Raw genomic sequence first — 24261 nt, 5'->3', positions numbered from 1 at the left:
CTGCTGGAGATGCGGGGCATCACCAAGCGGTTCCCCGGCGTCACCGCGCTCTCCGATGTGGATCTGACGGTGAAAGCCGGTGCCATCCATGCCATCTGCGGTGAGAACGGCGCCGGTAAGTCCACGCTGATGAAGATCCTCAGTGGGGTCTATCCGCATGGGGACTACGACGGTGAGATCCGCTTCGACGATCAGGTATGCGAGTTCAAGGGCATTCGGTCCAGCGAGCGCGCCGGCATCGCGATCATCCACCAGGAACTCGCGCTGGTGCCCTACCTCTCGATAGCCGAGAACGTGTTCCTCGGCAACGAACGTAGCCGTCGCGGCGTAATCGGCTGGGACGAGACCCTTATCGAGGCGCAGGCGCTGCTCGACCGGGTCGGTCTGCGGGAGAGCCCACAAACCCGCGTCGCTGACATCGGTGTCGGTAAGCAACAACTGGTCGAGATCGCCAAGGCGCTTTCGAAAAAGGTTCGCCTGCTCATCCTGGATGAGCCGACCGCGGCGCTCAACGACTCCGACAGCCGTCACCTGCTCGACCTCATCGTCGACCTCCGCGAGCAAGGCATCACTTCGATCATCATCTCCCACAAGCTCAACGAGGTGATGCAGGTGGCGGACACCATCACCATTCTGCGTGACGGGCACACGATCGAGACGATGAGTGTCGACGATGAGCTCTCGGAGGACCGCATCGTGCGCGGCATGGTCGGCCGCGACCTCACCCACCGGTTTCCGCCTCGGCCGCAGCGCGACATCGGTGAAATCGCGTTCGCGGTGTCCAACTGGACCGTTCTGCATCCAATCGACCAGCAGCGCAAGGTCGTCGACGATGTGTCGCTTCAAGTACGCGCAGGCGAGATCGTGGGCATCGCGGGACTGATGGGTGCAGGCCGGACAGAGCTGGCCCTCAGCGTGTTCGGCCGCTCGTACGGAAAGTACGTGAGCGGCAAGGTCTTCAAGGGTGAGAAGGAAATCAGTACCCGAACCGTCTCGGATGCGATCCGCAACGGCATCGCCTACGCGACCGAGGATCGAAAGCATCTCGGTCTTAACCTGATGGACAGCATCGCCGAAAGCATCACCCTGCCGTCGCTGCGCAAGATCAGCAAGCGGTGGGTGGTCAACCAGCATGAGGAATCCGGTGTTGCCGAACGGTTTCGCGCCTCGATGCGTATCAAGACGTCGTCCGTGTCGGCGGTGACGGGCAAGCTCTCGGGCGGCAACCAGCAGAAGGTCGTGCTGAGTAAGTGGCTGTTCACCGACCCCGACGTGCTCATTCTCGATGAGCCGACGCGCGGCATCGACGTCGGCGCCAAGTACGAGATCTACACGATCATCAACGAGCTGGCCGCACGCGGAAAGGCGGTGCTGGTCATCTCATCGGAACTGCCTGAGCTGATTGGCATCTGCGATCGCATCTATGCACTGAGCCAGGGCCAGCTCACCGGCGAGGTGGCGCAAGCTGACGCGACGCAAGAAACACTGATGCGTTACATGATGAAAGGACGTGCGTAGGTGACCACCACCGTCGAGCAGCCGTCGCAGACCCCAGAGGCGCAACCAGAATCGAACAAGCCGGCGCCGCCGGGACTGCGCCAACGGGTGTCCTCATTTCTCGTGTCACACATTCGTCAGTCCGGCATGGTGGTGGCGCTGGCCGCGATCGTGTTGTTGTTCCAGGTGTGGACCGGCGGAATCCTGCTCAAGCCGCTGAACGTCACCAACATCATTCAGCAGAACGGGTACATACTGGTTCTCGCGATCGGCATGGTCATCGTGATCATCGCCGGCCACATCGACCTGTCCGTCGGATCCATCGCCGGATTCATCGGGGCGATGTCCGGAGTCTTGATGGTGCGCAACGACATGCCGTGGCTGCTTGGCGTCGCGGTGTGTATTGGGATAGGCGCACTCATCGGCGCCTGGCAGGGGTTCTGGATCGCCTACGTCGGGATCCCGTCGTTCATCGTCACCCTTGGCGGAATGCTGGTCTTCCGCGGCGCGACTCAATACCTACTCGAGGGACAGTCCATCGCCCCGATGCCGCATGGGTTGGAGCAAGTCAGCAGCGGATTTCTGCCAGAGCTCGGGGCCAACGCCGTCTACCACTGGCCGACCGTCATTCTCGGAGCCGTCGTCACCGTTGCCGCCGTGGTGGTGCAAGTCCGTCGTCGGCGTTCACAACTCCGATACGGCCACGAGGTTTCGTCAACCGCGATCTTCGTCGCGAAGTGCGCGGCCATCGTCGTCGCTCTGGCAGCATTCACTCTTCTGCTGGCCAGTTACCGGGGCGTACCGATCGTCGGCATCATCCTCGTCGTGCTCACCATCGTCTACGCATTCGTCATGCGCAACACCGTCCTCGGGCGCCAGGTATACGCCGTCGGCGGAAACTCCGCTGCAGCAAGGCTTTCGGGGGTCCGCAACCAACGCGTCACACTGCTGGTGTTCGTGAACATGGGCATCCTGGCCGCGGTTGCGGGCCTGTTGTTCGCGGCGCGACTGAACTCGGCGACACCTCAGGCGGGCATCAACTTCGAACTCGAGGCCATCGCTGCGGCGTTCATCGGCGGCGCGTCGTCCAGCGGCGGTGTCGGTACCGTGTTCGGGGCGATCGTCGGTGGACTGGTGCTTGGCGTGCTGAACAACGGCATGTCGATCCTCGGCATCGGCAGTGACGTGCAACAGGTGATCAAGGGCCTGGTGCTGCTCGCAGCAGTCGGTTTCGACGTCTACAACAGGCGAAAGGGCGGACGCTAGAACGTCAGCGTCGCCTGGTGCTCTGCCGAATGACGAGTTGAGCGGGTACCAGGATCGGTTGATCGTCGATCGGCCCGTCGTCGGTGTTTTCGATTCGAGCGACGAGCATTTCGACGCTTCGGCGGCCGACCGTTGCGAAATCCTGGCGGACCGTGGTGAGCGGCGGCGAATAGAACTCGGCTTCCGGCACATCGTCGAATCCGGCCACCAGGATGTCGTCCGGGACCGTGCGGCCTGCCTCGGCCAGTGCACGCAGCAGGCCGAGCGCCATCTGATCGTTGGCGACGAAGACGGCCTCGACGTCGGTGCGACGCGCGAGAGCGATGCCGGCCTGATAGCCCGAGGCGGCGGACCAGTTGCCTTGCAGCGGTTCGGGAATGACCCGCCCCGAGGCGGACAGCTCCTCGCGCCACCCGGCCAACCGGGCTTCGGTTTCCGTCCAGCCGTCGGCACCAGTCACGTGCCAGACGGTCGATGCGCCCTGCTCGAGCATGTGCCGCGTGACCTGTCGCGCCCCGTCGAACTGATCGACGCTGACCACCGGCAACCCCAATCCACCGGTGCCGTCGACGGCAACGACGGGCATGTCGCGCCGCAGCCCCGAAAGCGCCTCGCGGGTTTCGGACAGCGGCGCGATCACCACCACGCCTTCGACGGACTGTTCGGTCAGTCGGTTCATCGCGCCAGGCAAGGTGGTGCGGTCGATGGTGGATTCACTGGCCACGCTGACGAAATAGCCCGCGCTGCGGGATGCATGCTCGATCGCGTAGAGCATGCTCGCCGGCCCGTACAGCGTGCTGTCAAAGCAGATGACGCCCAACGTTTTTGACCGGTGAGTGGCAAGTGCCCGCGCTGCCAGGTTGCGGTGATAGCCCAGCTGGTCGATGGCGGCGTGCACGCGGCGCCGGGTGGATTCCTTCACCGCCGCGGAGTCGTTGAGCACCCGGGACACGGTCTGATGTGAGACGCCCGCGGCCTTGGCGACGTCGAACATGTTCACCGGTCGGCGCTCGACCCGTTCAGCCATCGAAAGCGACCTCCTTTGCTGTCGCATCGTAGTCGGAATATGTACGGTCACCGGGCTTTGACGGACTAGATGTGAGCGCTAACATTTCGGTTATGCTGGCCGAGATGACCGTCGCGCGACTCCACGGAGTGCGGGATATCAGGTGCCACAGCGAGGCCGTGCCAACCGCGGGTGCCGGTGAGGAACTGGTGCGTATTACCGCGGTCGGGCTGTGCGGATCCGACCTGCATTGGTTCACCGAGGCGGGCATCGGCGACGCGAAGCTGACGCGACCGGTGGTGCCGGGCCACGAATTCGCAGGCGTCATCGAGGGCGGACCGCGCCACGGCGTGGCCGTCGCCGTGGACCCGGCCTTGCCATGCCGTCAGTGCGAGATATGCCTCGGCGGTGATCTCAACCTCTGTCCGGATGTCGTGTTCGCCGGGCACGGCGGCAAGGACGGCGGACTGCAGCAGTACCTGGCCTGGCCGTCGTGGGCCCTTCATCCCTTGCCAGCCGGGATGAGCGCGATCGACGGCGCAGTTCTCGAGCCACTCGGCGTCGCACTGCACGCATTGGACTTGGGCCACTTACGAATTGGCTCGACGATCGCAGTCGTCGGCGCTGGCCCGATCGGCCTGCTGTTGGCGCAGGCCGCGAGGAGATCTGGGGCTACTCGCGTCGTGGTCGTCGAACCGCTTGCGCACCGACGAGACGCAGCCAAGCGATTGGGAGCCGACGTCGTGCTCGACGTTGATGAGGCGGGCGACGATATCGGCGCCGACACCGTTTTCGAAATGGCAGGCACCGACGCAGCGGTCGAGATCGCGCTGCGCGCCGCGCGACCGGGCGCCAGGGTGGTGCTCGGTGGCATTCCCGACGGTGACCGCACGTCGTTTCAAGCGTCCATCGCGCGCCGGAAGGGCCTGACGCTGGTATTGGTCAGGCGCATGAACGAGGCTTACCCGCGGGCGATTCGGCTCGTCGAGCAAGGGCTGGTCGACATCTCGTCGATCGTGACCCATCGATACCCGCTCGAGCATGCCGCCGAGGCGTTCGCCGTGGCCGCCGACAGGCAAGGGCTGAAGGTCGTCATCGAGCCCTAGCGTCGTGGTAGCGGATCGCCCACGACATCGACCAGCACTCGCCGGGCTCGAGCCACCGAAGTCCTTCCCCGCTGTTGAACGCATCGGCCGGTGCGGTCATCGGTTCGATCGCGACAGCCGTGGTCAATCCGCCCGCGCCCGGGAATTCGCGTGTGATGAAAACCTGCACATAGCCGAATTGTTCGTCGGCCCATAGGGATACGGTCCGCCCGTCCGGCGCGCTGAGCCAGTGGGTGCTGCCACCGCCGGCCGTCACCACTGCCGACCATGCGTCGTCGAGGTCAAGGGTGGCCAGCAGTCGGCCCGCACGCAGGTCCCACTTTGTGCCGTCGACGGGCGTCACGCCAATCGGATTGAGCCGTTCGTCGACATCGATGTGCCTGCTGGCCGATACCGTCAAGGTGAGCGAATCCGTTGGGACGTCGCCGATTCTCAGGAACGGATGGGCTCCGACAGCGACTGGCGCGCAGGCGGATCCGACGTTGCGGACGGTGTGCATCACCTCGAGGCCGTCGGAGACGACCGCGTAGCGGACGGTGGTGTCCAGCGTGAACGGGTAGCCGTTCTGCGGGAAGACGGGTGCCCGCAGGGTCACCGACCGTTCGGTGCGTTCGGCGAGTTGGTACGGCGTATTGCGCAGCAGGCCATGCAGCGCGTTGCCGCGCGCTGGTTCTGTGATGTCGAGTTGCATCGTCTGGCCCGCGTACGTCCATCGCCCGTCGCGCACCCGATTGGGCCACGGCACCAGGACGATTCCGCTTCCGAACGGCGGCGGGGCGTCGGCGTCGTAGCCTGCGGTGAGTTGCACGCCGTCGATGGAGAGGTGCCGGATGGCGGCGGCGACCTCGGTGACGATCGCCCGCACGGACCGGCCGACCGCGTCGAGAGATAGCTCGTATTGCTCACCGAGCGCGGGCCAAGGGGTAACCGTCACCCGGTAATGTTAGCGCTAACATTTCCTGAGCGCAGTTACAGCTTGCGCGCGCTCGCCGTGGCCTTGTCGAGTTCCCAATAGGCCCGCAGCGCGACGATCTTGCCGTCGTCGTTGACGCGGTACGTGAAGACGCCCTCGGCGGTGACTTCGTAGCCTGCGGACCTGATCACGATGTTGCCGACGTTGGCTTCCTCGTTGCCGCAGACGTAGGTTTTCTCGAAGTTGAACGTCAGCTCGCTCGGGGCGATCGCCATGTCGTAGAACTTCGCGATCGCCTCCTTACCGCGATGGCCCTTACCGTCCGGGTCGAAATGCGAAGGACCGATCGGATCCTCGACGATGGCGTCATCGGCGAACACGGCCAGCCACGCCTCTTTGTCGTGCGCCGTGGCGGCCTCGCGGGAACGCTTGCCCGCCAGATGAACCGGCGCCGTCACTGTTGCCAACCGGAGTGAATGAAGGTGTCGGCGTACCGCTTCAAAGAGTCCTTCTTCGTCTCGAGTGGAGCATCGAAGCCGTGCCCCTCGAGAACCCATGGGATGACGATGTTGTCGGTCACCCCGGCGTCGGCGAGTTCACGGTGCCCGTCGACGTCGAACTTGTCGATGCACACCGCCTGGAACTCGAACGGCACGTGAGCGCGGTCGTGCTCGGCGAGCAGAGCTTTCAGTTTGCCGATGATCTCGGCCAGTTGGTCGCAGGTCAACATCGCGCTGGTCCACCCGTCGCCGATGCGCGCGGCGCGCTTGAGCGCAACGTCGGTGTGGCCGCCGACATAGAACGGGACCGGCTTGCTCGGCGCCGGGCTCATCTGCAGCTTGTCGAAATCGTAGAAGTCGCCGTGGAATTCGACCATGCCGCCGGCAAGCACGATCTTGATCACCTCGATCATCTCGTCGACGCGCTTGCCGCGCTTGGCGTACGGCACGCCGCACCACTCGAATTCCTCAGGTGCCCAACCGATCCCGACACCGAAGCCGAACCGATTGTTGGTGAGGTTGGCTACCGAGCCCACCTGGCGCGCGAGCAGCAGCGGGTTGCGCGAGCCCAGCTTCATCACGTTGGTGTAGAAGCGCAGCGTCGATGTCACCGCACCCATGGCGCCCGCGACGATCAACGGATCCGCCCACGGGGTTTCCTCGTTCCACATCCGCGAACCGTCGGCGGTGTACGGATAGTCGGTCGACTGCTTCTCCATGTAGAAGATCGAGTCCGGCAGTGCGATCGAGTCGAAGCCGACTTCCTCCGCCGTCTTCGCGAGCTCGATGAGTTGCTCGATCGGGCTCATCGCCACGCTGACGGTGTACTTCACGGCTTGTCAGCCCCCACGACCCACATCGAGTAATACTGCGCGCCACCGCCGTACGCGTGACCCAACGCCTTTCTGGCGCCGGGAACCTGATGGTCGCCGGCCTTGCCCATCACCTGGATCGCCGACTCGGCGAACCGGATCATGCCGGAGGCGCCGATCGGATTCGACGAGAGCACACCGCCGGAGGCGTTGAGCGGGATCTTTCCGGTGATCTCGGTCTCGCCCGCTTCGGTGAGTTTCCACCCTTCGCCTTCCGCGGCGAAGCCGAGGCTCTCCAACCACATCGGCTCGTACCAGGAGAACGGCACGTACACCTCGGCGGCGTCGATCTCGTCGATCGGGCTCTTGATTCCGGCGGCCTTCCACAACGCGGCGGCGGCGTCACGGCTGGCCTGCGGGTTGACCTGATCACGGCCGGCGTAGGCGAGTGGCTCGGTGCGCAGCGCGGTCGCGTGGATCCATGCGACCGGATGACCGTCGGCGATATGCGCCTCTGCCGCTTCCTCATTGCCGATCACCATGGCCGCCGCGCCGTCCGACGACGGACACGTCTCGTCGTAGCGGATCGGATCCCACAGCATCGGCGACTCCATCACCTTCTCGACGGTGATGTCGGGCTGGTGCAGATGTGCCAACGGGTTCTTGGCGCCGTTGCGGCGATCCTTCACAGCGACGATCGCGCCGATATGGTTGGGCGCGCCGGAGCGGCGGATGTAGGCGCGGATATGGGGGGCGAAATAGCCACCCGCGCCCGCACCGACCGGTTTGGTGAACGGGACGGGAATGCTCAACGCCCACATGGCGTTTGACTCCGACTGCTTTTCCCACGCCATCGTCAGCACGCGCTTGTACTTGCCTGACTGCACGAGGCTGGCTGCGACGATCGCGGTCGAGCCGCCGACCGAGCCCGCGGTGTGCACGCGGATCAACGGCTTGTTCGTGGCGCCGGTTGCGTCGGCCATGAACAGTTCGGGCATCATCACGCCCTCGAAGAAGTCGGGCGCCTTGCCGACCACCACGGCGTCGATGTCGTCGAACGTCGAGCCAGAGTCTTCCAACGCCCTGTCGATGGCCTCGCGAACCAGGCCGTTCATCGACACGTCGTGGCGCTTGGCGACGTATTTCGTCTGCCCGGTGCCGAGCACCGCTGCGAGCTGCCCCGCCATTTCTATTTCCCTTCCAGGACGGCGACGAGATTCTGCTGCAGCGCAGGCCCGCTCGTGGCGTGCGCCAGCACGCGCTGGGCTGACCCGTCGAATATGTGCTGCGCGGCGAAGCCGATGCGTTCGAGCCCCGCCGAGAACATCGGGTTGGCCGCCAGCGCGCCGCCCGAAGGGTTCACTTTGGTCGACGACGCCAGCCCGATCGCCTCCGTGAGGATCAACTGCTGATGGGTGAACGGCGCGTAGATCTCGGCTACCTCGATGGAGCCGGCGTCACCACCCGTGGCCGCCTTGGCCGACGCGGCCGTCGACGGCGAGGTGATCAGATCGCGTGCGCCGAGAATCGGGGTTTCGATGCGGTGCTCGAATCCGGTTATCCAGGCCGGATTTTCGCGGAGTTCTCGAGCCCGGTCGCCTGCGGCGAGCACGATCGCCGACGCGCCGTCGGTGATCGGGGCGATGTCATGGCGCCGCAACGGGTCGGCGAAGAACGGCCGAGACAGCAGTTCATCGATGGACTTGGCAGGTTTCTCCGAGTCGGTACGACCCGCCGCCGCAAAGGAATCCAGTGCGACCTGCGCCATGTCCTCGGCCGTCCACTTGCCTGCGTCGAGCCCCATCCGGGCCTGCAGACCGGCCATCGACACCGAATCCGGCCACAGCGGGGCGACCGTGTAGGGGTCGGTCTGCAGTGCCAGCACGCGCCGCAGCGTGCCCGCCGACGACTTACCGAATCCGTAGACCAGCGCGGTCTCGACCTGGCCGGTCAGCAGCTTGATGTAGGCCTCGTAGAGCGCCCATGCGGCATCCATCTCGACGTGCGACTCGTTGATGGGCGGCACCGCGCCGATGGAGTCGATCGCCGAGATGAACGAGAACGCCCGCCCGGCAAGGTAATCCGACGATCCCGAGCACCAGAAGCCGATATCGGTCTGCTGCAACCCGAGTTCGTCGTAGAGCTGGTGGAAACACGGCATCAGCATCTCCACGCCGTTGGTGGTGCCGTCGGTGCGGCGAACATGCGGTGCGTGCGCGAAGCCCACCACTGCGATATCAGTCATATGAAAAGCCCTTTACAGGTGGTGCTTGTAGGTGTCGTACTCCGCGTCGGGCTCATCCGTCGGCCGGAAGTAGTCGATGTTGTCGATGCCGAGACCCCACTCCTCGCGGGGCTTCCACACGGCCTGAACCCGCATACCCATCCGGACATCGGCCGGGTCGATCTCGGTGACCAGATGCAGGAACGGGATGTCGGCGCCGTCGAGCAGCACATAGGCCGCGACGTAGGGCGGCTTGATCCGCTGACCCGAGAACGGGATGTTGATGATCGCGAACGTGGTGACCGTGCCCTTGTCGGGCAGCTCGACGAACTGGTCGAGTTCCAGGCCGGTGGCCGGGTCGGCCTCCTTGGGCGGGAAGTACACCTTCCCGTTGTCGCCGGTCCGCGCGCCAAGTAGCTTGCCCTCTTCCAGCGCCTTGAGGAACTTGGTCTCGGGCAGCGACGCGGTGTGCTGGATCTCGATGGACGACGGCGTCACCTGAATCTTGACCGGCTCCCGGTCGTCGGGCTGGCCCTCCGGCTCGGCATCTTCGCCTGGCAGGAAATGCGCGATGTCGGTGATCGCGCCGACCGGCTCGTCAATCCAGTGCGCATGCACGCGGGCGCCGGTGCTGATGGCGTCGGAGGAGCCGGTATCGACGGCGTGCAGCAGGGGGGTGTCTGCGCCGTCCAGTTTTATCAGCGCCCATGCGAACGGACGGTCCAGCGGCTGGCCCTCCAGTGGGGTCGACTGCCAGGTCCACGACAGCACCGTGCCGACGCCGCTCACCGGTACGATCTCGGTCAATTGTTCGTACGTGACCGGGTCGTACTCTGCGGGCGGCACGTGCACGCGCCCGTCTGAACCGCGCACACCGACGATGCGCCGCTCCCGCAGGGCGGTGAAGAACTGAGACAGGAGTGGGCCGACTGAACGGGTGTAGTCGAATGAGAGCTTCAGCGGCGCGGAGAGCGGCCGCTCATGCTTGTCGATCTGCACCGGGCTGCTTTGGCTGGTGGTCACGGCATCGAGTAGAACAGGTTCTAAGAATGGTTTCAACCACGGGTCGAGAGGCAGGCTAATGAAGCTGGGTTTGCAGCTGGGATATTGGGGCGCGCAGCCGCCGGAAAACCACGCTGAACTCGTGGCCGCGGCCGAGGATGCGGGCTTCGACACCGTGTTCACCGCCGAAGCCTGGGGCTCGGACGCCTACACGCCGCTGGCCTGGTGGGGCCGCGAGACCAAGCGCATGCGGCTGGGCACCTCGGTCATCCAGCTCTCGGCCCGCACGCCCACTGCCTGCGCGATGGCGGCGCTGACGCTCGACCATCTGTCCGGCGGCCGCCACATCCTCGGGCTCGGAGTGTCCGGGCCGCAGGTCGTCGAGGGTTGGTACGGCGCGAAGTTCCCCAAGCCGCTGGCCCGCACCCGCGAGTACATCGACATCCTTCGCCAGGTCTGGGCCCGCGAGGCCCCTGTGCACAGCGACGGCCCGCACTACCCGCTGCCGCTGTCCGGTGAGGGCACCACCGGGCTCGGCAAGAACCTCAAGCCGATCACTCATCCGTTGCGCGCCGACATCCCGGTGATGCTCGGCGCCGAGGGGCCGAAGAACGTCGCGCTGGCCGCCGAGATCTGCGACGGCTGGCTGCCGATCTTCTACTCGCCCCGGATCGCGGGCATGTACAACGAGTGGCTCGACGAAGGCTTCGCGCGGCCGGGCGCTCGCCGCAGCCGCGAGGACTTCGAAATCTGCGCGACCGCGCAGGTGGTCGTCACCGATGACCGCCCGGCGATCATGGAACTGATGAAGCCCCACCTGGCGCTGTACATGGGCGGCATGGGCGCCGAGGACACCAACTTCCACGCCGACGTCTACCGGAGGATGGGCTACGCCGAGGTGGTCGACGACGTCACCAAGCTGTTCCGCAGCGACCGCAAGGACGAGGCCGCCAAGATCATTCCCGACGAGCTCGTCGACGACTCGGCGATCGTCGGCGACCTCCCCTATGTGCAGCAACAGATCAAGGCCTGGGAGGCCGCAGGCGTGACGATGATGGTCGTGGGCGCCCGCTCGACGGAGCAGATCCGCGACCTTGCCGGATTGGTGTAGACACTTCTTGCTACTTGTCTAGAACGCGTTCTAGATTGGCCGGATGACCGGCTCAGCGTCTTCGCAGCACACCATTGCAGGCACCGTGCTCACCATGCCGGTGAAAATCCGCAAGGCCAACCAGCACATGGCGATGTTCTCGGTGGACGCCGACGCCGCGCAGCGACTGATCGACTACAGCGGCCTGAAAGTGTGTCGGTACCTCCCTGGTCGCGCGATCGTCGTCCTGATGTTGATGCACTACCTCGACGGCGACCTCGGCCAGTACCTGGAGTACGGCACGAACGTGATGGTCAATCCGCCAGGCTCGAATGCGTCCGGGGTCAAGGCGCTTCAGGATGCCGGGGCGTTCATCCACCACCTTCCCGTCGACCAGGCATTCACCCTCGAGGCGGGCACAAAGATCTGGGGCTATCCAAAAGTCATGGCGGACTTCACCGTTCGTGACGGCAAGCCGTTCAGTTTCGATGTGTCCATCGACGGTCAATTCGCAGTCGGCATGGATTTCCGTCCGGGGCTGCCGATGCCTGCAGCGCTCACGTCGCGCCCGCAATCCAACCCCACTTACTCGTATCGCGACGGGGTGCTACGCGAAACCATCGGAGAGATGACGATGCACGACGTGCGCTACCGACTCGGCGGCGCCCAGGTGCGTCTTGGCGATCATCCGTACGCGAAAGAACTGGCCTCGCTTGGTTTCCCGAAACGCGCCCTGGTCTCCAGTTCGGCGGGCAATGTGGAGATGACATTCGCCGACGCGCGGGAGATCTCATGACGGACGTTTCATCCTCGGCTGCGCCGCGGGCTACCGTCCCCGACGTCGACTTGACCGACGGCAATTTCTACGCCGACCGCCCGGCCTCGCGCGAGGCCTATCGCTGGATGAGGGCCAACCAGCCCGTGTTCCGCGACCGCAACGGGTTGGCGGCGGCGGCCACCTATGCCGCGGTGATCGAGGCCGAGCGCAACCCCGAACTGTTCTCCAATGCCGGCGGCATCAGGCCCGACCAGCCTCCGCTGCCGATGATGATCGACATGGACGATCCGGCACACCTGTTGCGCCGCAAGCTCGTCAACGCCGGCTTCACGCGAAAGCGGCTCAAGGTTCAAGACGAGTCGATCGGTCGGTTGTGCGACATGCTCATCGACGCGGTATGCGAACGCGGGGAATGCGACTTGGTCAGAGACCTTGCCGCACCTCTGCCGATGGCGGTCATCGGCGACATGCTCGGCGTACTGCCGGACGAGCGGGAACTGTTCCTCAAGTGGTCCGACGACTTGGTCAGCGGACTCAGTTCCACGGTGTCCGAGGCCGACATGCAGGCCACCATGGATGCGTTCGTCGCCTACAACGACTACACCCGCAACAAGATCGAACAGCGTCGCGCCGAACCGACCGAGGACCTGATCAGCGTCCTGGTGCACTCCGAAGTCGACGGCGAACGGCTCAGTGATGACGACATCCTTCAGGAGACGCTGCTGATCCTCGTCGGCGGTGACGAGACGACGCGTCACACGATTTCCGGTGGTATCGAGCAGCTGATACGCAACCGGGACCAGTGGGAGCTACTGCGCAACGATCCTGGCCTGCTCCCCGGAGCGATCGAGGAGATGCTGCGCTGGACATCACCGTTGAAGAACATGGCCCGAACAATCACCGCCGACACGGAGTTTCACGGCACCAGCCTCAAGCAGGGTGAGAAGATGCTGCTGCTGTTCGAGTCGGCGAACTTCGATGAGGCCGTTTTCGGCGACCCGGACAACTTCCGGATTCAGCGGGATCCCAACAGCCACTTGGCATTCGGCTTCGGCACGCATTTCTGCCTTGGCAACCAGCTGGCCAGGATCGAGTTGATCAACATGACGAGTCGCGTGCTCAACCGGCTACCCGATCTGAGGCTGGCGGACGGCGCTGACCTTCCGCTGCGCCCGGCGAACTTCGTGTCCGGCCTGGAGTCGATGCCGGTGCAATTCACCCCGACCAAGCCGCTGACCGGCTAGGACAGCGGCACTGCATACCCTGTCTCCATGGCCGGGTTGCTACAGATCGAGGAATGCCTCGCCGCCGACGGCAGCGTCGTGGTGCCGCCCGGGGTCACGCTGATCTCGCTGATCGAGCGCAACATCGCCAACGTCGGTGACTCGGTGGCCTACCGATACCTCGACTTCACGCGATCGGAGGCAGGGCAACCGACGGAGATCACGTGGAAGCGACTCGGGCTTCGGCTGGAAGCCATCGGCGCACGCATTCAGCAGGTCGCGGGCCATGGTGACCGAGTGGCGATCTTGGCTCCGCAGGGCCTGGAGTACGTCTCGGCGTTTTATGCGGCGATCAAGGCGGGAACCATTGCGGTGCCATTGTTTGCGCCGGAATTGCCCGGCCATGCGGAGCGGCTGGAAACGGCGCTGAACGACTCGCAACCCGTCCTCGTGCTGACCACCGCAGCCGCCAGGGATTCGGTTGACGCGTTCCTCACAACGATGGCGCCCGCGCGAAGGCCGCACGTGATCGCCGTCGACGAGATCCCGGATTCGGCGGCCGACGAGTTCGCCCCTGTGACAGTCGACGTCGCCGACATCTCTCATCTGCAGTACACCGGAGGCGCGACGCGGCCACCCGTCGGCGTCGAGGTCACCCACCGCGCGGTCGGTACCAATCTCATCCAGATGATCCTGTCGATCGACCTGTTGGACCGAAACACCCACGGCGTCAGCTGGTTACCGCTGTACCACGACATGGGATTGTCGATGATCGGGTTCCCCGCGGTGTACGGCGGCCATTCGACACTGATGTCGCCGACGGCGTTCATCCGCAGGCCGCAACGGTGGATCAATGCGCTGTCGGCGGGATCCCGCGAGGGACGCGTGATCACCGCCGCGCCGAACTTCGCCTACGAGTGGGCGGCGCAGCGCGGCGTGCCCGATCCCGGCGACGATATCGATCTGAGCAATGTGGCGCTGATCATCGGATCGGAACCGGTGAGCATGGATGCGATCCGTGCTTTCGATAAAGCGTTCGCGCCCTTCGGTTTACCGCGCTCGGCGTTCAAGCCGTCCTACGGGATTGCAGAGGCAACGTTGCTGGTGTCGACCATCGCGCCCGATGCGGAGCCCATCGTGCGTTACTTCGATCGCGAAGAACTGGCCCGCGACAGGGCGGTTACGACGACCGCCGACGATCCCAGCGCGATGCCGCACGTGTCGTGCGGTCAGGTGGCGCGAAGTCTCGTAGCGGTGATCGTCGACCCCGATGCCGCCGAGGAGTTGCCCGCCGGATGCGTCGGCGAGATCTGGTTGCAGGGCAACAACATTTGTCGAGGCTATTGGGGCAGACCCGACGAAAGCCGCCGCACGTTCGGCGCCAGGTTGCCGTCGCGGCCCGGTGACTGGTTGCGCACCGGCGATCTGGGCGTGTATCTGGCCGGCGAGCTCTACGTCGTAGGCCGGATTGCGGACCTGATCACCGTCGGCGGGATGCATCATTACCCGCAGGACATCGAGGCCACGGCTGCGGCGGCGTCGCCGATGGTACGGCGGGGCTACGTGGCCGCGTTCACCGACGACAGTCAGCGGCTCGTGATCGTGGCGGAACGCGCTGCGGGCACGTCCCGCGACGACCCGGCGCCGGCGATCGAGGCCATCGCGGAGTTGGTGTCGCACAAACACGGGCTGACGGTGTCCGATGTTCGCTTCGTGCCCGCGGGTGCCATCCCCCGCACCACGAGCGGCAAGCTCGCCCGGTGGGCGTCGCGCACCCGTTACCTCAGCGCATCTTGAAATTCGGCGCGCGCTTCTCCTTGAACGCCAGCGGGCCTTCCTTGGCGTCGTCGGAGAGGAACACCTCGATACCGATCTTGGTGTCGATCTTGAACGCGTCGTTCTCGTGCAGACCCTCGGTCTCGTGGATCGTGCGCAGGATCGCCTGCACGGCCAGCGGTCCGTTGTTGTTGATCACCTCGGCGATCTCGAGCGCCTTCTCCAGTGCGGTGCCGTCGGGGACGACGTAGCCGATCAGGCCCATCTCCTTGGCCTCGGCGGCCGTGATGTGCCTGCCGGTCAGCAGAATGTCGCAGGCCACGGTGTAAGGAATCTGGCGCACCAGCCGAACGGCCGAGCCGCCCATCGGGTACAGGCTCCACTTGGCCTCCGAGACACCGAACTTGGCGCTCTCGCCCGCGATGCGGATGTCGGTGCCCTGCAGGATCTCGGTGCCGCCGGCGATCGCGGGGCCTTCGACGGCTGCGATCAGTGGCTTGGTCAGCCGCCTGCCCTTGAGCAGGGCATCGATGCGCGACGGGTCATAGCTGCCGTCCTTGAACGAGTCGCCCGGCGGTTTGGCCGTCGCGGCCTTCAGGTCCATGCCCGCACAGAAGTAGCCGCCGGCGCCGGTCAGGATGCAGCTGCGAATCTCCGGATCGTTGTCGACGCGGTCCCAAGCCTCGACCATGATCGAGAGCATCTCGGTGGAAAGCGCGTTGCGCGCCTCGGGCCGGTTCAGTGTCAAGATCAAAGTGTGTCCGCGCTGCTCAATGAGGGCGTCGGGGCCTTTTTCCGATGTTTGCGCGTCGCTCACGACCAGCCTTCTTTCCAGCGTCGATGCCACAGACTTGAATGAAAATGTAACACGTTCTAGTTTAGGTCTCGTGGCCCTGAACATTGCCGATCTCGCCGAGCACGCCATCGACGCTGTGCCTGACCGTGTTGCCCTGATCTGCGGTGACGAGCAGATCACCTACGCCGAGTTGGAGGAGAAGGCCAACCGCCTTGCTCACTACCTCCTCGACCAGGGCGTGAAGAAGGACGACAAGGTCGGCCTGTACTGCCGCAACCGCATCGAAATCGTGATCGCGATGCTCGGCATCGTGAAGGCCGGCGCCATCCTGGTCAACGTCAACTTCCGCTACGTCGAGGGCGAGTTGAAGTACCTGTTCGAGAACTCCGACATGGTCGCGTTGGTACACGAGCGCCGCTACTCCGACCGGGTCGCCAACGTGTTGCCGGAGACGCCGAACGTCAAGACCATCCTGGTCGTCGAGGACGGCAGCGATGACGACTTCGCCCGCTACGGCGGCATCGAGTTCTACTCCGCACTCGAGCAGGCCTCAGCCGAGCGTGATTTCGGTGAACGCAGCGCCGACGACATCTATCTGCTCTACACGGGCGGCACGACCGGTTTCCCCAAGGGCGTGATGTGGCGCCACGAGGACATCTACCGAGTGTTGTTCGGCGGCACCGACTTTGCGACGGGCGAGTTCGTCAAGGACGAGTACGACCTGGCCAAGGCCGCAGCGGAGAACCCGCCGATGATCCGCTACCCGATTCCGCCGATGATCCACGGTGCCACGCAGTCGGCCACGTGGATGTCGCTGTTCTCGGGCCAAACCACTGTTCTTGCACCGGAATTCGACGCCGACGACGTGTGGCGGACGATCGAGAAGTACAAGGTCAACCTGCTGTTCTTCACCGGTGACGCGATGGCGCGCCCGCTGCTCGATGCGCTGACCAAGCTGCACGACGGTGGCCACGAGCCGGACTTGTCGAGCCTGTTCCTGCTGGCCAGCACGGCCGCGTTGTTCTCGACCAGCATCAAGGAGAAATTCCTCGAACTGCTGCCCAACCGGGTCATCACGGACTCGATCGGTTCGTCGGAAACCGGGTTCGGCGGTACCAACATCGTCGTCAAGGGGCAGTCGCACACCGGCGGGCCGCGCGTCACCATCGATCACCGCACCGTCGTCCTCGACGAGAACGGCAACGAGGTCAAGCCGGGCTCCGGAGTGCGCGGGATGATCGCGAAGAAGGGCAACATCCCGGTCGGCTATTACAAGGACGAGAAAAAGACCGCCGAAACCTTCAAGACCTTCAACGGCATCCGCTACGCGATCCCCGGCGACTACGCAGAGGTCGAGGAAGACGGATCGGTGACGATGCTCGGTCGCGGCTCGCAGTCCATCAACAGCGGCGGCGAGAAGATTTACCCCGAAGAGGTCGAGGCCGCGCTCAAGGGCCATCCCGACGTTTTCGACGCGCTCGTGGTTGGCGTTCCCGACGAGCGGTACGGCAACTGCGTCGCCGCCGTCGTGCATCGCAGGCCCGGCACCAACCCGACGCTTGCCGAACTCGACGCCTTCGTGCGCAACGAGATCGCGGGATACAAGGTGCCGCGCAAGGTTTGGTGGGTCGACGGGATCCAGCGGACCCCGGCCGGGAAGCCCGATTACCGATGGGCGAAAGACCAGACCGAGGAGCGGCCGGCCGACGATGCGCACGCCAACCACGTGGGGTCGTCGAGCTGATGCGCACCGAGCTGTGTGACCGCTTCGGCATCGACTATCCGATCTTCGTTTTCACACCATCGGAAAAGGTTGCCGCTGCTGTCAGCAAGGCCGGTGGACTCGGCGTGCTCGGGTGTGTGCGGTTCAACGATGCCGACGATCTCGAGAACGTGCTGTGCTGGATGGACGAGAACACCGACGGCAAACCGTACGGCGTCGACATCGTCATGCCCGCCAAGGTGCCGCAAGAAGGCTCGGCAGTCGACATCGACAAGCTGATTCCACAGAGCCATCGTGACTTCGTCGCCAAAACCCTTGCCGATCTTGGTGTTCCGCCGCTGCCCGACGAGGGGGAGCGCAACGAGGGTGTACTCGGGTGGTTGCACTCGGTGGCGCGCTCGCACGTCGAGGTGGCCCTCAAGCATCCGATCAAGCTGATCGCGAACGCGCTTGGCTCACCGCCGCGCGACGTCATCGACCAGGCCCACGAGGCCGGTGTTCCAGTGGCGGCGCTGGCCGGCAGCGCCAAACACGCGCAGCGCCATGTCGACAACGGTGTTGACATCGTTGTCGCGCAGGGCCATGAGGCCGGTGGACACACCGGTGAGATCGGGTCGATGGTGTTGTGGCCGGAGATCGTCGACGCTCTCGACGGTAAGGCGCCGGCGCTGGCGGCCGGAGGCATCGGCACCGGCAGGCAGGTGGCCGCGGCGTTAGCCCTTGGCGCACAAGGTGTTTGGATGGGTTCGGCGTTCCTGACGTCGGCGGAGTACGACCTCGGTAACCGTAAACCGGGCGGCGTTTCGACGATTCAGGAAGCGCTGCTACGGGCCAACTCCAGCGATACGGTCCGCCGCCGCATCTACACGGGCAAGCCGGCCCGGCTGCTCAAGACTCGCTGGACTGACGCGTGGGACGAACGCGATGCGCCGGAGCCGCTGCCGATGCCGCTGCAGAACATCCTCGTCAGTGAGGCCCATCAGCGGATGAACGAGTCCGACAATCCCGACACCGTCGCGATGCCTGTCGGCCAGATCGTCGGCCGGATGAACGAGATCCGGCCCGTCGCCGACATCATCGCCGAGCTCGTAGCCGGCTTCGAGCAAGCTACTCGCAAGCTCGACGACATCCGGGAGGGTTAGCTAGAGTCCCCTGAGGGGGGATGATGGCGACTTTTGCGTTGGTGCACGGGGCGTGGCTCGGCCCGTGGTGTTGGGAAAGCCTGGTACCCGAACTCGAAGCACAAGGTCATCGAGTGATCGTGATGGACCTACCGGTAGACGACAGTGCAGCAACGTTCGACGACTACGCCGACATCGTCTGTGCCGCAATCAGAGACGTCCGCGGCGATGATCTGGTTCTTGTCGGTCATTCAATGGGCGGACAAACGATCCCACTCGTCGCTGCGCGCAGGCCGTTGCGACGTCTGGTCTATGTGTGCGGCGTACCACCGATTCCTGGCCGGGCGTTCGCGCAGCAGATGATCGACGAACCGGAAATGCTCAACCGCGACTATCCGAGTGGGTTGGGCGTGAAGGATGCCGAAGGTCGTCGCAACTGGATAGACCAGAAACTGGCGCACTCTCACGTTTTCGGTGATTGCGACGAAGCGACGGCTTCGGCCGCTTTCGTTCGGCTTCGTCCGCAATCCATGGAGCCGTACAAGGTGCCGTGTTCGTTGCCCGCGTATCCCGCCGTCGACACCAAATACATAGTGTGCGAACAGGACCGCATGGTCAATCCGCCGTGGTCGAGGCGGATCGCGCGGGACTGGCTCAAGGCCGAAATCGTTGAACTGCCAGGCGGCCATTCGCCGTTCTACTCGCGGCCAACCGATTTGGCTGCTGCTCTGAGCGGTCTGGCATAACGCAAACGCCGCCGGAATGCAGATCTCCGGCGGCGTTGCGTCGCAGTCGGTCAGGGCGTGATCGTGGTGTCCGTGTCGATCACATCGGTTGCCGCGCCGATGATTTCCTTCTGGTCTTCCAGACCGTCGGCGTTGAGCTGCAGGACGTAAAGGCCGTCGCTGCCTGGGATCACGACCGTCTTCTGCGCGACGATCTTCGTCTGGCCGTCCTGGGTCCAGGTGCCACCGAGCTGGAAGGCCGGGTACTCGCCAAGTGTGCTCGTCTCGCCCTCGTTCATCGCCTTCCAACCGGGCAGGTTGTTGAGCTCACCGGGAGCCAGGTCGATGATCTTCTGGGGATCGACGTTGCCGGTCAGTTTTGAAACCAGGGCGACGATGCTCGGTGTGTAGTCGCCGGCGTCAGGTCCGGTGTAAACGATTGCGCCGTATGCCCAATCGGGCGTGTCCTCACCGGCGGGCTCCCAGCCGTCGGGAACCGGCAGATCGATGGTGGGCGAACCGGGATCGCCGCGCTTGACCGGGGTCTCCTGGATGTTGTTCTCCGCGATGTAGCTGGCGATGGTCGGGTTCGGTCCCTTTGCGTCCTCATCGCGCGGGGCCACCTTGGGTTTCGACGACGGGGCGGCCTTCTTGCTCGTCGAGGAACTGGTGGAGGTCTTCGAAGAGGTGGATGTGCTGGGTGCAGTCTTCGTGTCAGAGCCGCAACCGGACAGCAGGACGGCGAGCGTCGCGGCTATCGCGACGGTCCCAGTGATTGCTGTGCGTTTCACTAATTACTCCTGTCGATCTGTGCTCGCCGGTCGCCGTGACGGCAAACGGATTCGGCGGATGTGCCGTAGCGAAGCGTAGTGCAAAATCGCCCATATGCAGGCAGAGTAGATCTACTTATTCTTCCCCTGCGAACTACCTAGCAAGGGTCGGCGAGTGCGCACCGTTCGTGTCCGATTTGTTCACGACAGCGCCGCAGGCCGCAACCTAGCGTGCTGGACATGGACATACACCTGAATTCGGCCGTGTTCCAAGTCTTCGCGTCGGACCTCGAGCGATCGATTGACTTCTACCGCCTGCTGGGCCTGCGCATACCGGATGGCGAAACCCCGCACGTAGCGGTTGACCTACCTGGTGGAAACAAGCTGTCGCTCGACACTGAGAACACGATCGCCGGCATGCATCCGGGTTGGGCGCCGACTTCCTCGGACAGCCGACTGGCATTGGCGCTGGGGGTCGGATCACCGGCGGAAGTCGACGCGTTGTTCGAGAAGGTCACGGCCGCAGGTCATGCCGGGCCGTTGCCGCCCTATGACGCGCCGTGGGGAATGCGGTATGCGACTGTCGCCGATCCCGACGGCAATTGGGTCGATCTGTTCGCGCTACTGGATTCCTGACGCAACTCGGCCAGCGGCACTCCCGCAAGGTCGCGCACCTCGCGGTACAGGTGTGGCTGGTCTGCATACCCGGCCCTGGCGGCCACCTCCGTCGGCGGCAGCCCGTCGCGTGCCAGAACCACAGCGCGCCGGAATCGCAAGATGCGGCGCAGTGTTGCGGGACCGTAGCCGTATACAGATGTGCACTGGCGCTGCATGGTTCGGTTCGACCAACCGATCTCGCGGGCCACGCCGGCGACCGCTGAGCCCGTGGCGAGCCTTTCGGTCACATGGCCCAGCAGCGACAGCGACCAGGGCGCGGTCTCTGGGCGGGGTTCGTTAGCTGCGAGCTCCGTCGCGAGATCAACCAGAGAACGACGGCGGGGGAGCCCGCTGCGCAACTCGGTCAGTGCCACGCGGTCGTCGCGCAGCTCTGCGGCGGGCACACCGAGTAAGCGGGGCAGTACGCCTGGACGAAACCGCAAGCCCACGAACGGCTCTCCACCGTTTGGGGTGACCGACGCGCTGGTATCGGGTCCGGCGACCATGATGCGGCCGTCCATCCGAATCAAATCCATGCAGCCATCGGGAAGCACACGCACCACCTGGGGCGGGCCGTCCACCACCCACGCGCATTCGACGAGGTCGCGCAGCGCGGTCGGGGGCGAAAACTCCCGATAGCCCACGATCGCCAGGCTACCGCCGCGCTACGACAACGGCGTCAGCGCTTGATCGGATACACCGGGTCGGGGCAGTCGGTGCCTTGCGCTTGCAACTGTCGCTTGATCACCTTGAACGTCTCGGTCCTCGGCAGTTGCGCGCCGACGCGCACGAACGAGGGCCATTGCTTAGGCCCGAGATCGGGTTGTTCGGCCAGAAACGCCGTGAACTTGTCGGGGTCGAACTCCGCATCCTCGGTGAGCACCAGCGCCGCCATCACCTGATCGCCGACGTCAGGAGCGGGGACACCGTACACCGCGACCTCGACCACGTCGGGGTGGCGCAGCAGCACTCGCTCGATCGGCGCGGACCCGAGGTTCTCGCCGTCGACGCGCATCCAGTCGCCGAGCCTGCCCGCGAAGTACGCGTAGCCGTTCTCGTCGCGGTACGCCAGGTCCCCGCTGTGGTACATGCCTCCGCGCATCCGCTCGGCCTCGGCATCGGGGTCGTTGTAATAGCCCTCGAAACGCCCTGCGTCCGAAGCGTTTACCAGCTCGCCGGTGACGCCGGGCGGGCACGGCTCACCGGTCTCGACGTCGATGATCTCGGTCCCAGGCGGTAACGGGCCAAGTGCGCCGGGCGGCGTGTCGGGTGTGCGGCCGATCGCGATGCCGCCCTCCGTCGACCCGAACCCGTCCATCACCAGGGTGTCGAACCGCTTGGCGAACCGCTCCACATCGGCAGGCGCGCCCTCGTTGCCGTAGACCGCTCGCAGCGGGTTGTCCGCATCGTCGGGACGCTCGGGCGTGGCGAGCACGTACGACAACGGTTTGCCGACGTAATTCGCATACGTCGCACCGTAGTGGCGGACATCGGGAATGAACTGCGACGCAGAGAACTTGCGCCGCAACACAAGTGAGCCACCGCATGCGATCGCCACCGCCCAGCCGACGAGCACCGCGTTCGAATGAAACAGCGGCATCGAGACGTAGCACACGTCTTGGGGGCCGAGCGAGAAGCGCTGCGCCATCGTCACTCCCGCGATCGCGACCTTGCCTTCGCTGCATTTCACGGCTTTGGGCTCGCCGCTGGTGCCCGAGGTGTAGATGAGCATGAACAGGTCGCCGGGATCTGCGTCGTACGCGACGACGGGTGTGCCCCGGTAGGCGGCCACCTCTGTCGCCCACTCCGGCGAATCGACATCGATGTAGTCGACATCGAGTCCGGTTGCCGACGCCGAATCAGCCAGCACCACTTGGCAATCCGCGTGGGTGACGTCACGGGCCAGAGCCGCTCCGCGTCGCACCGGATTCAGTCCCACCGGGACGATTCCCGTCAGCGCCGCAGCGACGAGCACCGCGGAGAAGAACGGCGTGTTCTGCAGTAGGACACCGACGTGCGGCGGTCGTGCGGGGTCCAGGCGCGCCTTCAAAGCGGCAGCGATCGCGGCCGCGTGCGCGATGTGGTCGCGCCAGCTGGTGAAGTCGTCCTCGAAGAAGACGCCGCGATCGTCGACCTCGACCAGCGGGGTCAGCAGGCCGGTGACAGTTGGAAGATCCACGCTAAGCGGGCGTATCGGCCAATTCACGGCCGATGCGCAGCAACTGTCCCGTCGCGCTGCCGACGGCGAACTCGGTCTGCTTGGCCGCCAGGAAGTACCGGTGCACGGGATGGTCCAGGTCGATACCGACGCCGCCGTGCACGTGCACGGTGGTGTGCGCCACGCGGTGACCGGCGTCGGCCGCCCAGAACGCCGCCGTATTGACGTCGATGTCTGCGGGTAAGTCCTCCGACAACCGCCACGCGGCCTGGGTGACCGTCAGGCGCAGCGCCTTCACGTTGATGTAGTCATCGGCCAGCCGCGATGACACCGCCTGGAAACTGCCGATTGGCCGGTCGAACTGCTCACGTTCACGGGCGTAGGACGCCGTCAGCTCCAGCGCCCGGTCGAGCACGCCGAGTTGATACGCGCTGCGACCCAACGCGCCGTGGATGGTCAGCCAGCCGATGACCTCCTCGCCGCCGACGACCCGATCGGTCTCGACACCCTGCAGTTCGAGGTGGCCGATGCTGCCGAGGCCGGTGGTTTCGAGGCTCGTCACCGTCACGCCCGCGTCTGCCTCGCCGATCAGAAAAACCTTTGTCCCGGAATCGGTTTCGGCCGGAACCAGGAACGCGTCTGCGACCGGCCCGAAGGCGACCTGCGTGCGCGAACCCGTCAACCGATAGCCAGAGCCACTAGCCTGAGCCCGTACCGGGCCTTCGCCCATCTCGCCGTCAAGCGCCACTGCGATGATCTTCTCGCCGGCGACCGCGGGCGTCGCCCACTCCTGCTGCAGCGCCTCGGAGCCGAACTTCGCCAGCGCGCCTGCGCCGAGCACCACCGAATCCAGATAGGGCACCGCGGCAAGCTGACGGCCAAGCGCCTCCAGCACGGCCACCTGCTCCAGCACGCCAAAACCGCCACCGCCCAGTGCCTCTGGCGCGGCTGCGGACAGGATGTCGGCCTCGATCAACTTGCCCCACAGGTCGCGGTCGAAGCGCTCGTCGAGCTTGTCGAGCTCGCGCTGATGCTCATTGGTGCACACCGAATCGGTGATGGTGCGGGCCAGACCGCCCAGATCGTCCGCGGCTTCCGTCGTCTTGAAATCCATGATC

Annotated in this window: 23 protein-coding genes; 11 read left to right on the top strand and 12 right to left on the bottom strand. The window is 65.0% G+C overall.

Annotated elements, in window-relative coordinates; translation table 11 throughout:
• The first annotated feature begins 9 nt into the window (after window positions 1-9).
• Complete coding sequence (gene mmsA, locus GGC64_RS20190) at window positions 10-1518, top strand: multiple monosaccharide ABC transporter ATP-binding protein (protein ID WP_225952250.1); 1509 nt, start codon at window positions 10-12, stop codon at window positions 1516-1518.
• Window positions 1519-2763 (top strand): multiple monosaccharide ABC transporter permease, encoded by a 1245-nt coding sequence (gene mmsB / locus GGC64_RS20185; protein WP_370582207.1) that lies wholly within the window; start codon window positions 1519-1521, stop codon window positions 2761-2763.
• A gap of 4 nt (window positions 2764-2767) precedes the next feature.
• Here mmsB and GGC64_RS20180 read toward each other — a convergent pair whose 3' ends face one another.
• Complete coding sequence (locus GGC64_RS20180; protein ID WP_225952109.1) at window positions 2768-3790, bottom strand: LacI family DNA-binding transcriptional regulator; 1023 nt, start codon at window positions 3788-3790, stop codon at window positions 2768-2770.
• A gap of 104 nt (window positions 3791-3894) precedes the next feature.
• On the opposite strand from GGC64_RS20180, the gene GGC64_RS20175 reads away from it, so the two are divergent.
• Entirely contained in the window at window positions 3895-4875 is a 981-nt protein-coding gene (locus GGC64_RS20175; RefSeq protein WP_192724317.1) for a zinc-binding dehydrogenase, read from the top strand.
• Here the strand turns inward: GGC64_RS20175 and GGC64_RS20170 are convergent.
• Genes GGC64_RS20170 through GGC64_RS20145 form a run of 6 tightly spaced genes read right to left on the bottom strand, consistent with a single transcriptional unit; the run spans window position 4862 to window position 10347 of the window.
• Entirely contained in the window at window positions 4862-5809 is a 948-nt protein-coding gene (locus GGC64_RS20170) for an aldose 1-epimerase family protein (protein ID WP_192724316.1), read from the bottom strand. The genes GGC64_RS20175 and GGC64_RS20170 overlap by 14 nt on opposite strands.
• Window positions 5810-5844: 35 nt before the next feature.
• Complete coding sequence (locus tag GGC64_RS20165; protein WP_192724315.1) at window positions 5845-6246, bottom strand: nuclear transport factor 2 family protein; 402 nt, start codon at window positions 6244-6246, stop codon at window positions 5845-5847.
• A complete protein-coding gene (locus GGC64_RS20160; protein WP_192724314.1) occupies window positions 6243-7121 on the bottom strand; it encodes a TIGR03619 family F420-dependent LLM class oxidoreductase in 879 nt (292 codons plus the stop codon). Before GGC64_RS20160 ends, GGC64_RS20165 begins: the two co-directional genes overlap by 4 nt.
• Complete coding sequence (locus GGC64_RS20155; RefSeq protein ID WP_192724313.1) at window positions 7118-8287, bottom strand: thiolase domain-containing protein; 1170 nt, start codon at window positions 8285-8287, stop codon at window positions 7118-7120. Before GGC64_RS20155 ends, GGC64_RS20160 begins: the two co-directional genes overlap by 4 nt.
• A 2-nt stretch (window positions 8288-8289) precedes the next feature.
• Window positions 8290-9345 carry a thiolase domain-containing protein gene (locus GGC64_RS20150; protein WP_192724312.1) on the bottom strand — a complete coding sequence of 352 codons (1056 nt, stop codon included), beginning with the start codon at window positions 9343-9345 and terminating at the stop codon, window positions 8290-8292.
• 12 nt (window positions 9346-9357) lie between these two features.
• Window positions 9358-10347 (bottom strand): OB-fold nucleic acid binding domain-containing protein, encoded by a 990-nt coding sequence (locus GGC64_RS20145; protein WP_192724311.1) that lies wholly within the window; start codon window positions 10345-10347, stop codon window positions 9358-9360.
• A gap of 58 nt (window positions 10348-10405) precedes the next feature.
• On the opposite strand from GGC64_RS20145, the gene GGC64_RS20140 reads away from it, so the two are divergent.
• From GGC64_RS20140 to GGC64_RS20125, 4 genes are read left to right on the top strand one after another with little or no spacing between them, the layout of a single operon-like run.
• A complete protein-coding gene (locus GGC64_RS20140; protein WP_192724310.1) occupies window positions 10406-11437 on the top strand; it encodes an LLM class F420-dependent oxidoreductase in 1032 nt (343 codons plus the stop codon).
• A 43-nt stretch (window positions 11438-11480) separates the two neighbouring features.
• Window positions 11481-12212 carry an acetoacetate decarboxylase family protein gene (locus GGC64_RS20135; RefSeq protein ID WP_192724309.1) on the top strand — a complete coding sequence of 244 codons (732 nt, stop codon included), beginning with the start codon at window positions 11481-11483 and terminating at the stop codon, window positions 12210-12212.
• On the top strand, window positions 12209-13438 hold the full coding sequence (locus GGC64_RS20130) for a cytochrome P450 (protein WP_192724308.1): 1230 nt from the start codon (window positions 12209-12211) through the stop codon (window positions 13436-13438). Before GGC64_RS20135 ends, GGC64_RS20130 begins: the two co-directional genes overlap by 4 nt.
• A gap of 27 nt (window positions 13439-13465) precedes the next feature.
• Window positions 13466-15214, top strand: coding sequence for a fatty acyl-AMP ligase (locus GGC64_RS20125; RefSeq protein ID WP_192724307.1), 1749 nt, complete (start codon window positions 13466-13468; stop codon window positions 15212-15214).
• Here GGC64_RS20125 and GGC64_RS20120 read toward each other — a convergent pair.
• Window positions 15201-16010 (bottom strand): crotonase/enoyl-CoA hydratase family protein, encoded by an 810-nt coding sequence (locus tag GGC64_RS20120; RefSeq protein WP_192724306.1) that lies wholly within the window; start codon window positions 16008-16010, stop codon window positions 15201-15203. The genes GGC64_RS20125 and GGC64_RS20120 overlap by 14 nt on opposite strands.
• A gap of 70 nt (window positions 16011-16080) precedes the next feature.
• Here GGC64_RS20120 and GGC64_RS20115 point away from each other — a divergent pair, with 70 nt between their 5' ends.
• The 3 genes from GGC64_RS20115 to GGC64_RS20105 are packed head-to-tail and all read left to right on the top strand — an operon-like array spanning window position 16081 to window position 19579.
• Window positions 16081-17733, top strand: coding sequence for an acyl-CoA synthetase (locus GGC64_RS20115; protein ID WP_192724305.1), 1653 nt, complete (start codon window positions 16081-16083; stop codon window positions 17731-17733).
• The gene (locus GGC64_RS20110) at window positions 17733-18854 is read left to right on the top strand and encodes a nitronate monooxygenase family protein (RefSeq protein WP_192724304.1); all 1122 of its coding nucleotides are present in this window, start codon (window positions 17733-17735) and stop codon (window positions 18852-18854) included. Before GGC64_RS20115 ends, GGC64_RS20110 begins: the two co-directional genes overlap by 1 nt.
• 23 nt (window positions 18855-18877) lie before the next feature.
• On the top strand, window positions 18878-19579 hold the full coding sequence (locus tag GGC64_RS20105) for an alpha/beta fold hydrolase (protein ID WP_192724303.1): 702 nt from the start codon (window positions 18878-18880) through the stop codon (window positions 19577-19579).
• Window positions 19580-19629: 50 nt separating this feature from the next.
• Here GGC64_RS20105 and GGC64_RS20100 read toward each other — a convergent pair whose 3' ends face one another.
• The gene (locus GGC64_RS20100; protein ID WP_192724302.1) at window positions 19630-20349 is read right to left on the bottom strand and encodes an LpqN/LpqT family lipoprotein; all 720 of its coding nucleotides are present in this window, start codon (window positions 20347-20349) and stop codon (window positions 19630-19632) included.
• Between the two features lie 219 nt (window positions 20350-20568).
• Between GGC64_RS20100 and GGC64_RS20095 the strand changes: the two genes are divergently transcribed.
• Window positions 20569-20964, top strand: a complete 396-nt coding sequence (locus GGC64_RS20095; RefSeq protein ID WP_192724301.1) for a VOC family protein — start codon at window positions 20569-20571, stop codon at window positions 20962-20964.
• Here GGC64_RS20095 and GGC64_RS20090 read toward each other — a convergent pair.
• The 3 genes from GGC64_RS20090 to GGC64_RS20080 are packed head-to-tail and all read right to left on the bottom strand — an operon-like array spanning window position 20877 to window position 24257.
• On the bottom strand, window positions 20877-21629 hold the full coding sequence (locus tag GGC64_RS20090) for a helix-turn-helix domain-containing protein (protein ID WP_192724300.1): 753 nt from the start codon (window positions 21627-21629) through the stop codon (window positions 20877-20879). The two genes, GGC64_RS20095 and GGC64_RS20090, sit on opposite strands and share 88 nt — an antisense overlap.
• Before the next feature lie 35 nt (window positions 21630-21664).
• Entirely contained in the window at window positions 21665-23164 is a 1500-nt protein-coding gene (fadD17, locus tag GGC64_RS20085) for a long-chain-fatty-acid--CoA ligase FadD17 (protein ID WP_370582206.1), read from the bottom strand.
• Window position 23165: 1 nt separating this feature from the next.
• Window positions 23166-24257 carry an acyl-CoA dehydrogenase family protein gene (locus GGC64_RS20080; RefSeq protein ID WP_192724299.1) on the bottom strand — a complete coding sequence of 364 codons (1092 nt, stop codon included), beginning with the start codon at window positions 24255-24257 and terminating at the stop codon, window positions 23166-23168.
• Between the last annotated feature and the right edge of the window lie 4 nt (window positions 24258-24261).

It is taken from the genome of Mycobacterium sp. OAS707, from assembly GCF_014873705.1.
In the GTDB taxonomy this organism is placed as follows: Bacteria; Actinomycetota; Actinomycetes; order Mycobacteriales; family Mycobacteriaceae; genus Mycobacterium.
Note: the sequence above shows the minus strand (reverse complement) of the source record. Positions and strands in the feature narration are given on the sequence as shown.

Excerpts from the sequence above, each read along its gene's own strand:
- GGC64_RS20155 (WP_192724313.1), bottom strand. The coding sequence starts at position 8,287 with ATGGCGGGGCAGCTCGCAGCGGTGCTCGGCACCGGGCAGACGAAATAC.
- GGC64_RS20080 (WP_192724299.1), bottom strand. The coding sequence starts at position 24,257 with ATGGATTTCAAGACGACGGAAGCCGCGGACGATCTGGGCGGTCTGGCC.
- GGC64_RS20110 (WP_192724304.1), top strand. The coding sequence starts at position 17,733 with ATGCGCACCGAGCTGTGTGACCGCTTCGGCATCGACTATCCGATCTTC.
- GGC64_RS20105 (WP_192724303.1), top strand. The coding sequence starts at position 18,878 with ATGGCGACTTTTGCGTTGGTGCACGGGGCGTGGCTCGGCCCGTGGTGT.
- GGC64_RS20150 (WP_192724312.1), bottom strand. The coding sequence starts at position 9,345 with ATGACTGATATCGCAGTGGTGGGCTTCGCGCACGCACCGCATGTTCGC.
- GGC64_RS20135 (WP_192724309.1), top strand. The coding sequence starts at position 11,481 with ATGACCGGCTCAGCGTCTTCGCAGCACACCATTGCAGGCACCGTGCTC.
- mmsA (WP_225952250.1), top strand. The coding sequence starts at position 10 with ATGCGGGGCATCACCAAGCGGTTCCCCGGCGTCACCGCGCTCTCCGAT.
- GGC64_RS20175 (WP_192724317.1), top strand. The coding sequence starts at position 3,895 with ATGACCGTCGCGCGACTCCACGGAGTGCGGGATATCAGGTGCCACAGC.
- GGC64_RS20095 (WP_192724301.1), top strand. The coding sequence starts at position 20,569 with ATGGACATACACCTGAATTCGGCCGTGTTCCAAGTCTTCGCGTCGGAC.
- GGC64_RS20130 (WP_192724308.1), top strand. The coding sequence starts at position 12,209 with ATGACGGACGTTTCATCCTCGGCTGCGCCGCGGGCTACCGTCCCCGAC.
- GGC64_RS20180 (WP_225952109.1), bottom strand. The coding sequence starts at position 3,790 with ATGGCTGAACGGGTCGAGCGCCGACCGGTGAACATGTTCGACGTCGCC.
- GGC64_RS20140 (WP_192724310.1), top strand. The coding sequence starts at position 10,406 with ATGAAGCTGGGTTTGCAGCTGGGATATTGGGGCGCGCAGCCGCCGGAA.
- GGC64_RS20125 (WP_192724307.1), top strand. The coding sequence starts at position 13,466 with ATGGCCGGGTTGCTACAGATCGAGGAATGCCTCGCCGCCGACGGCAGC.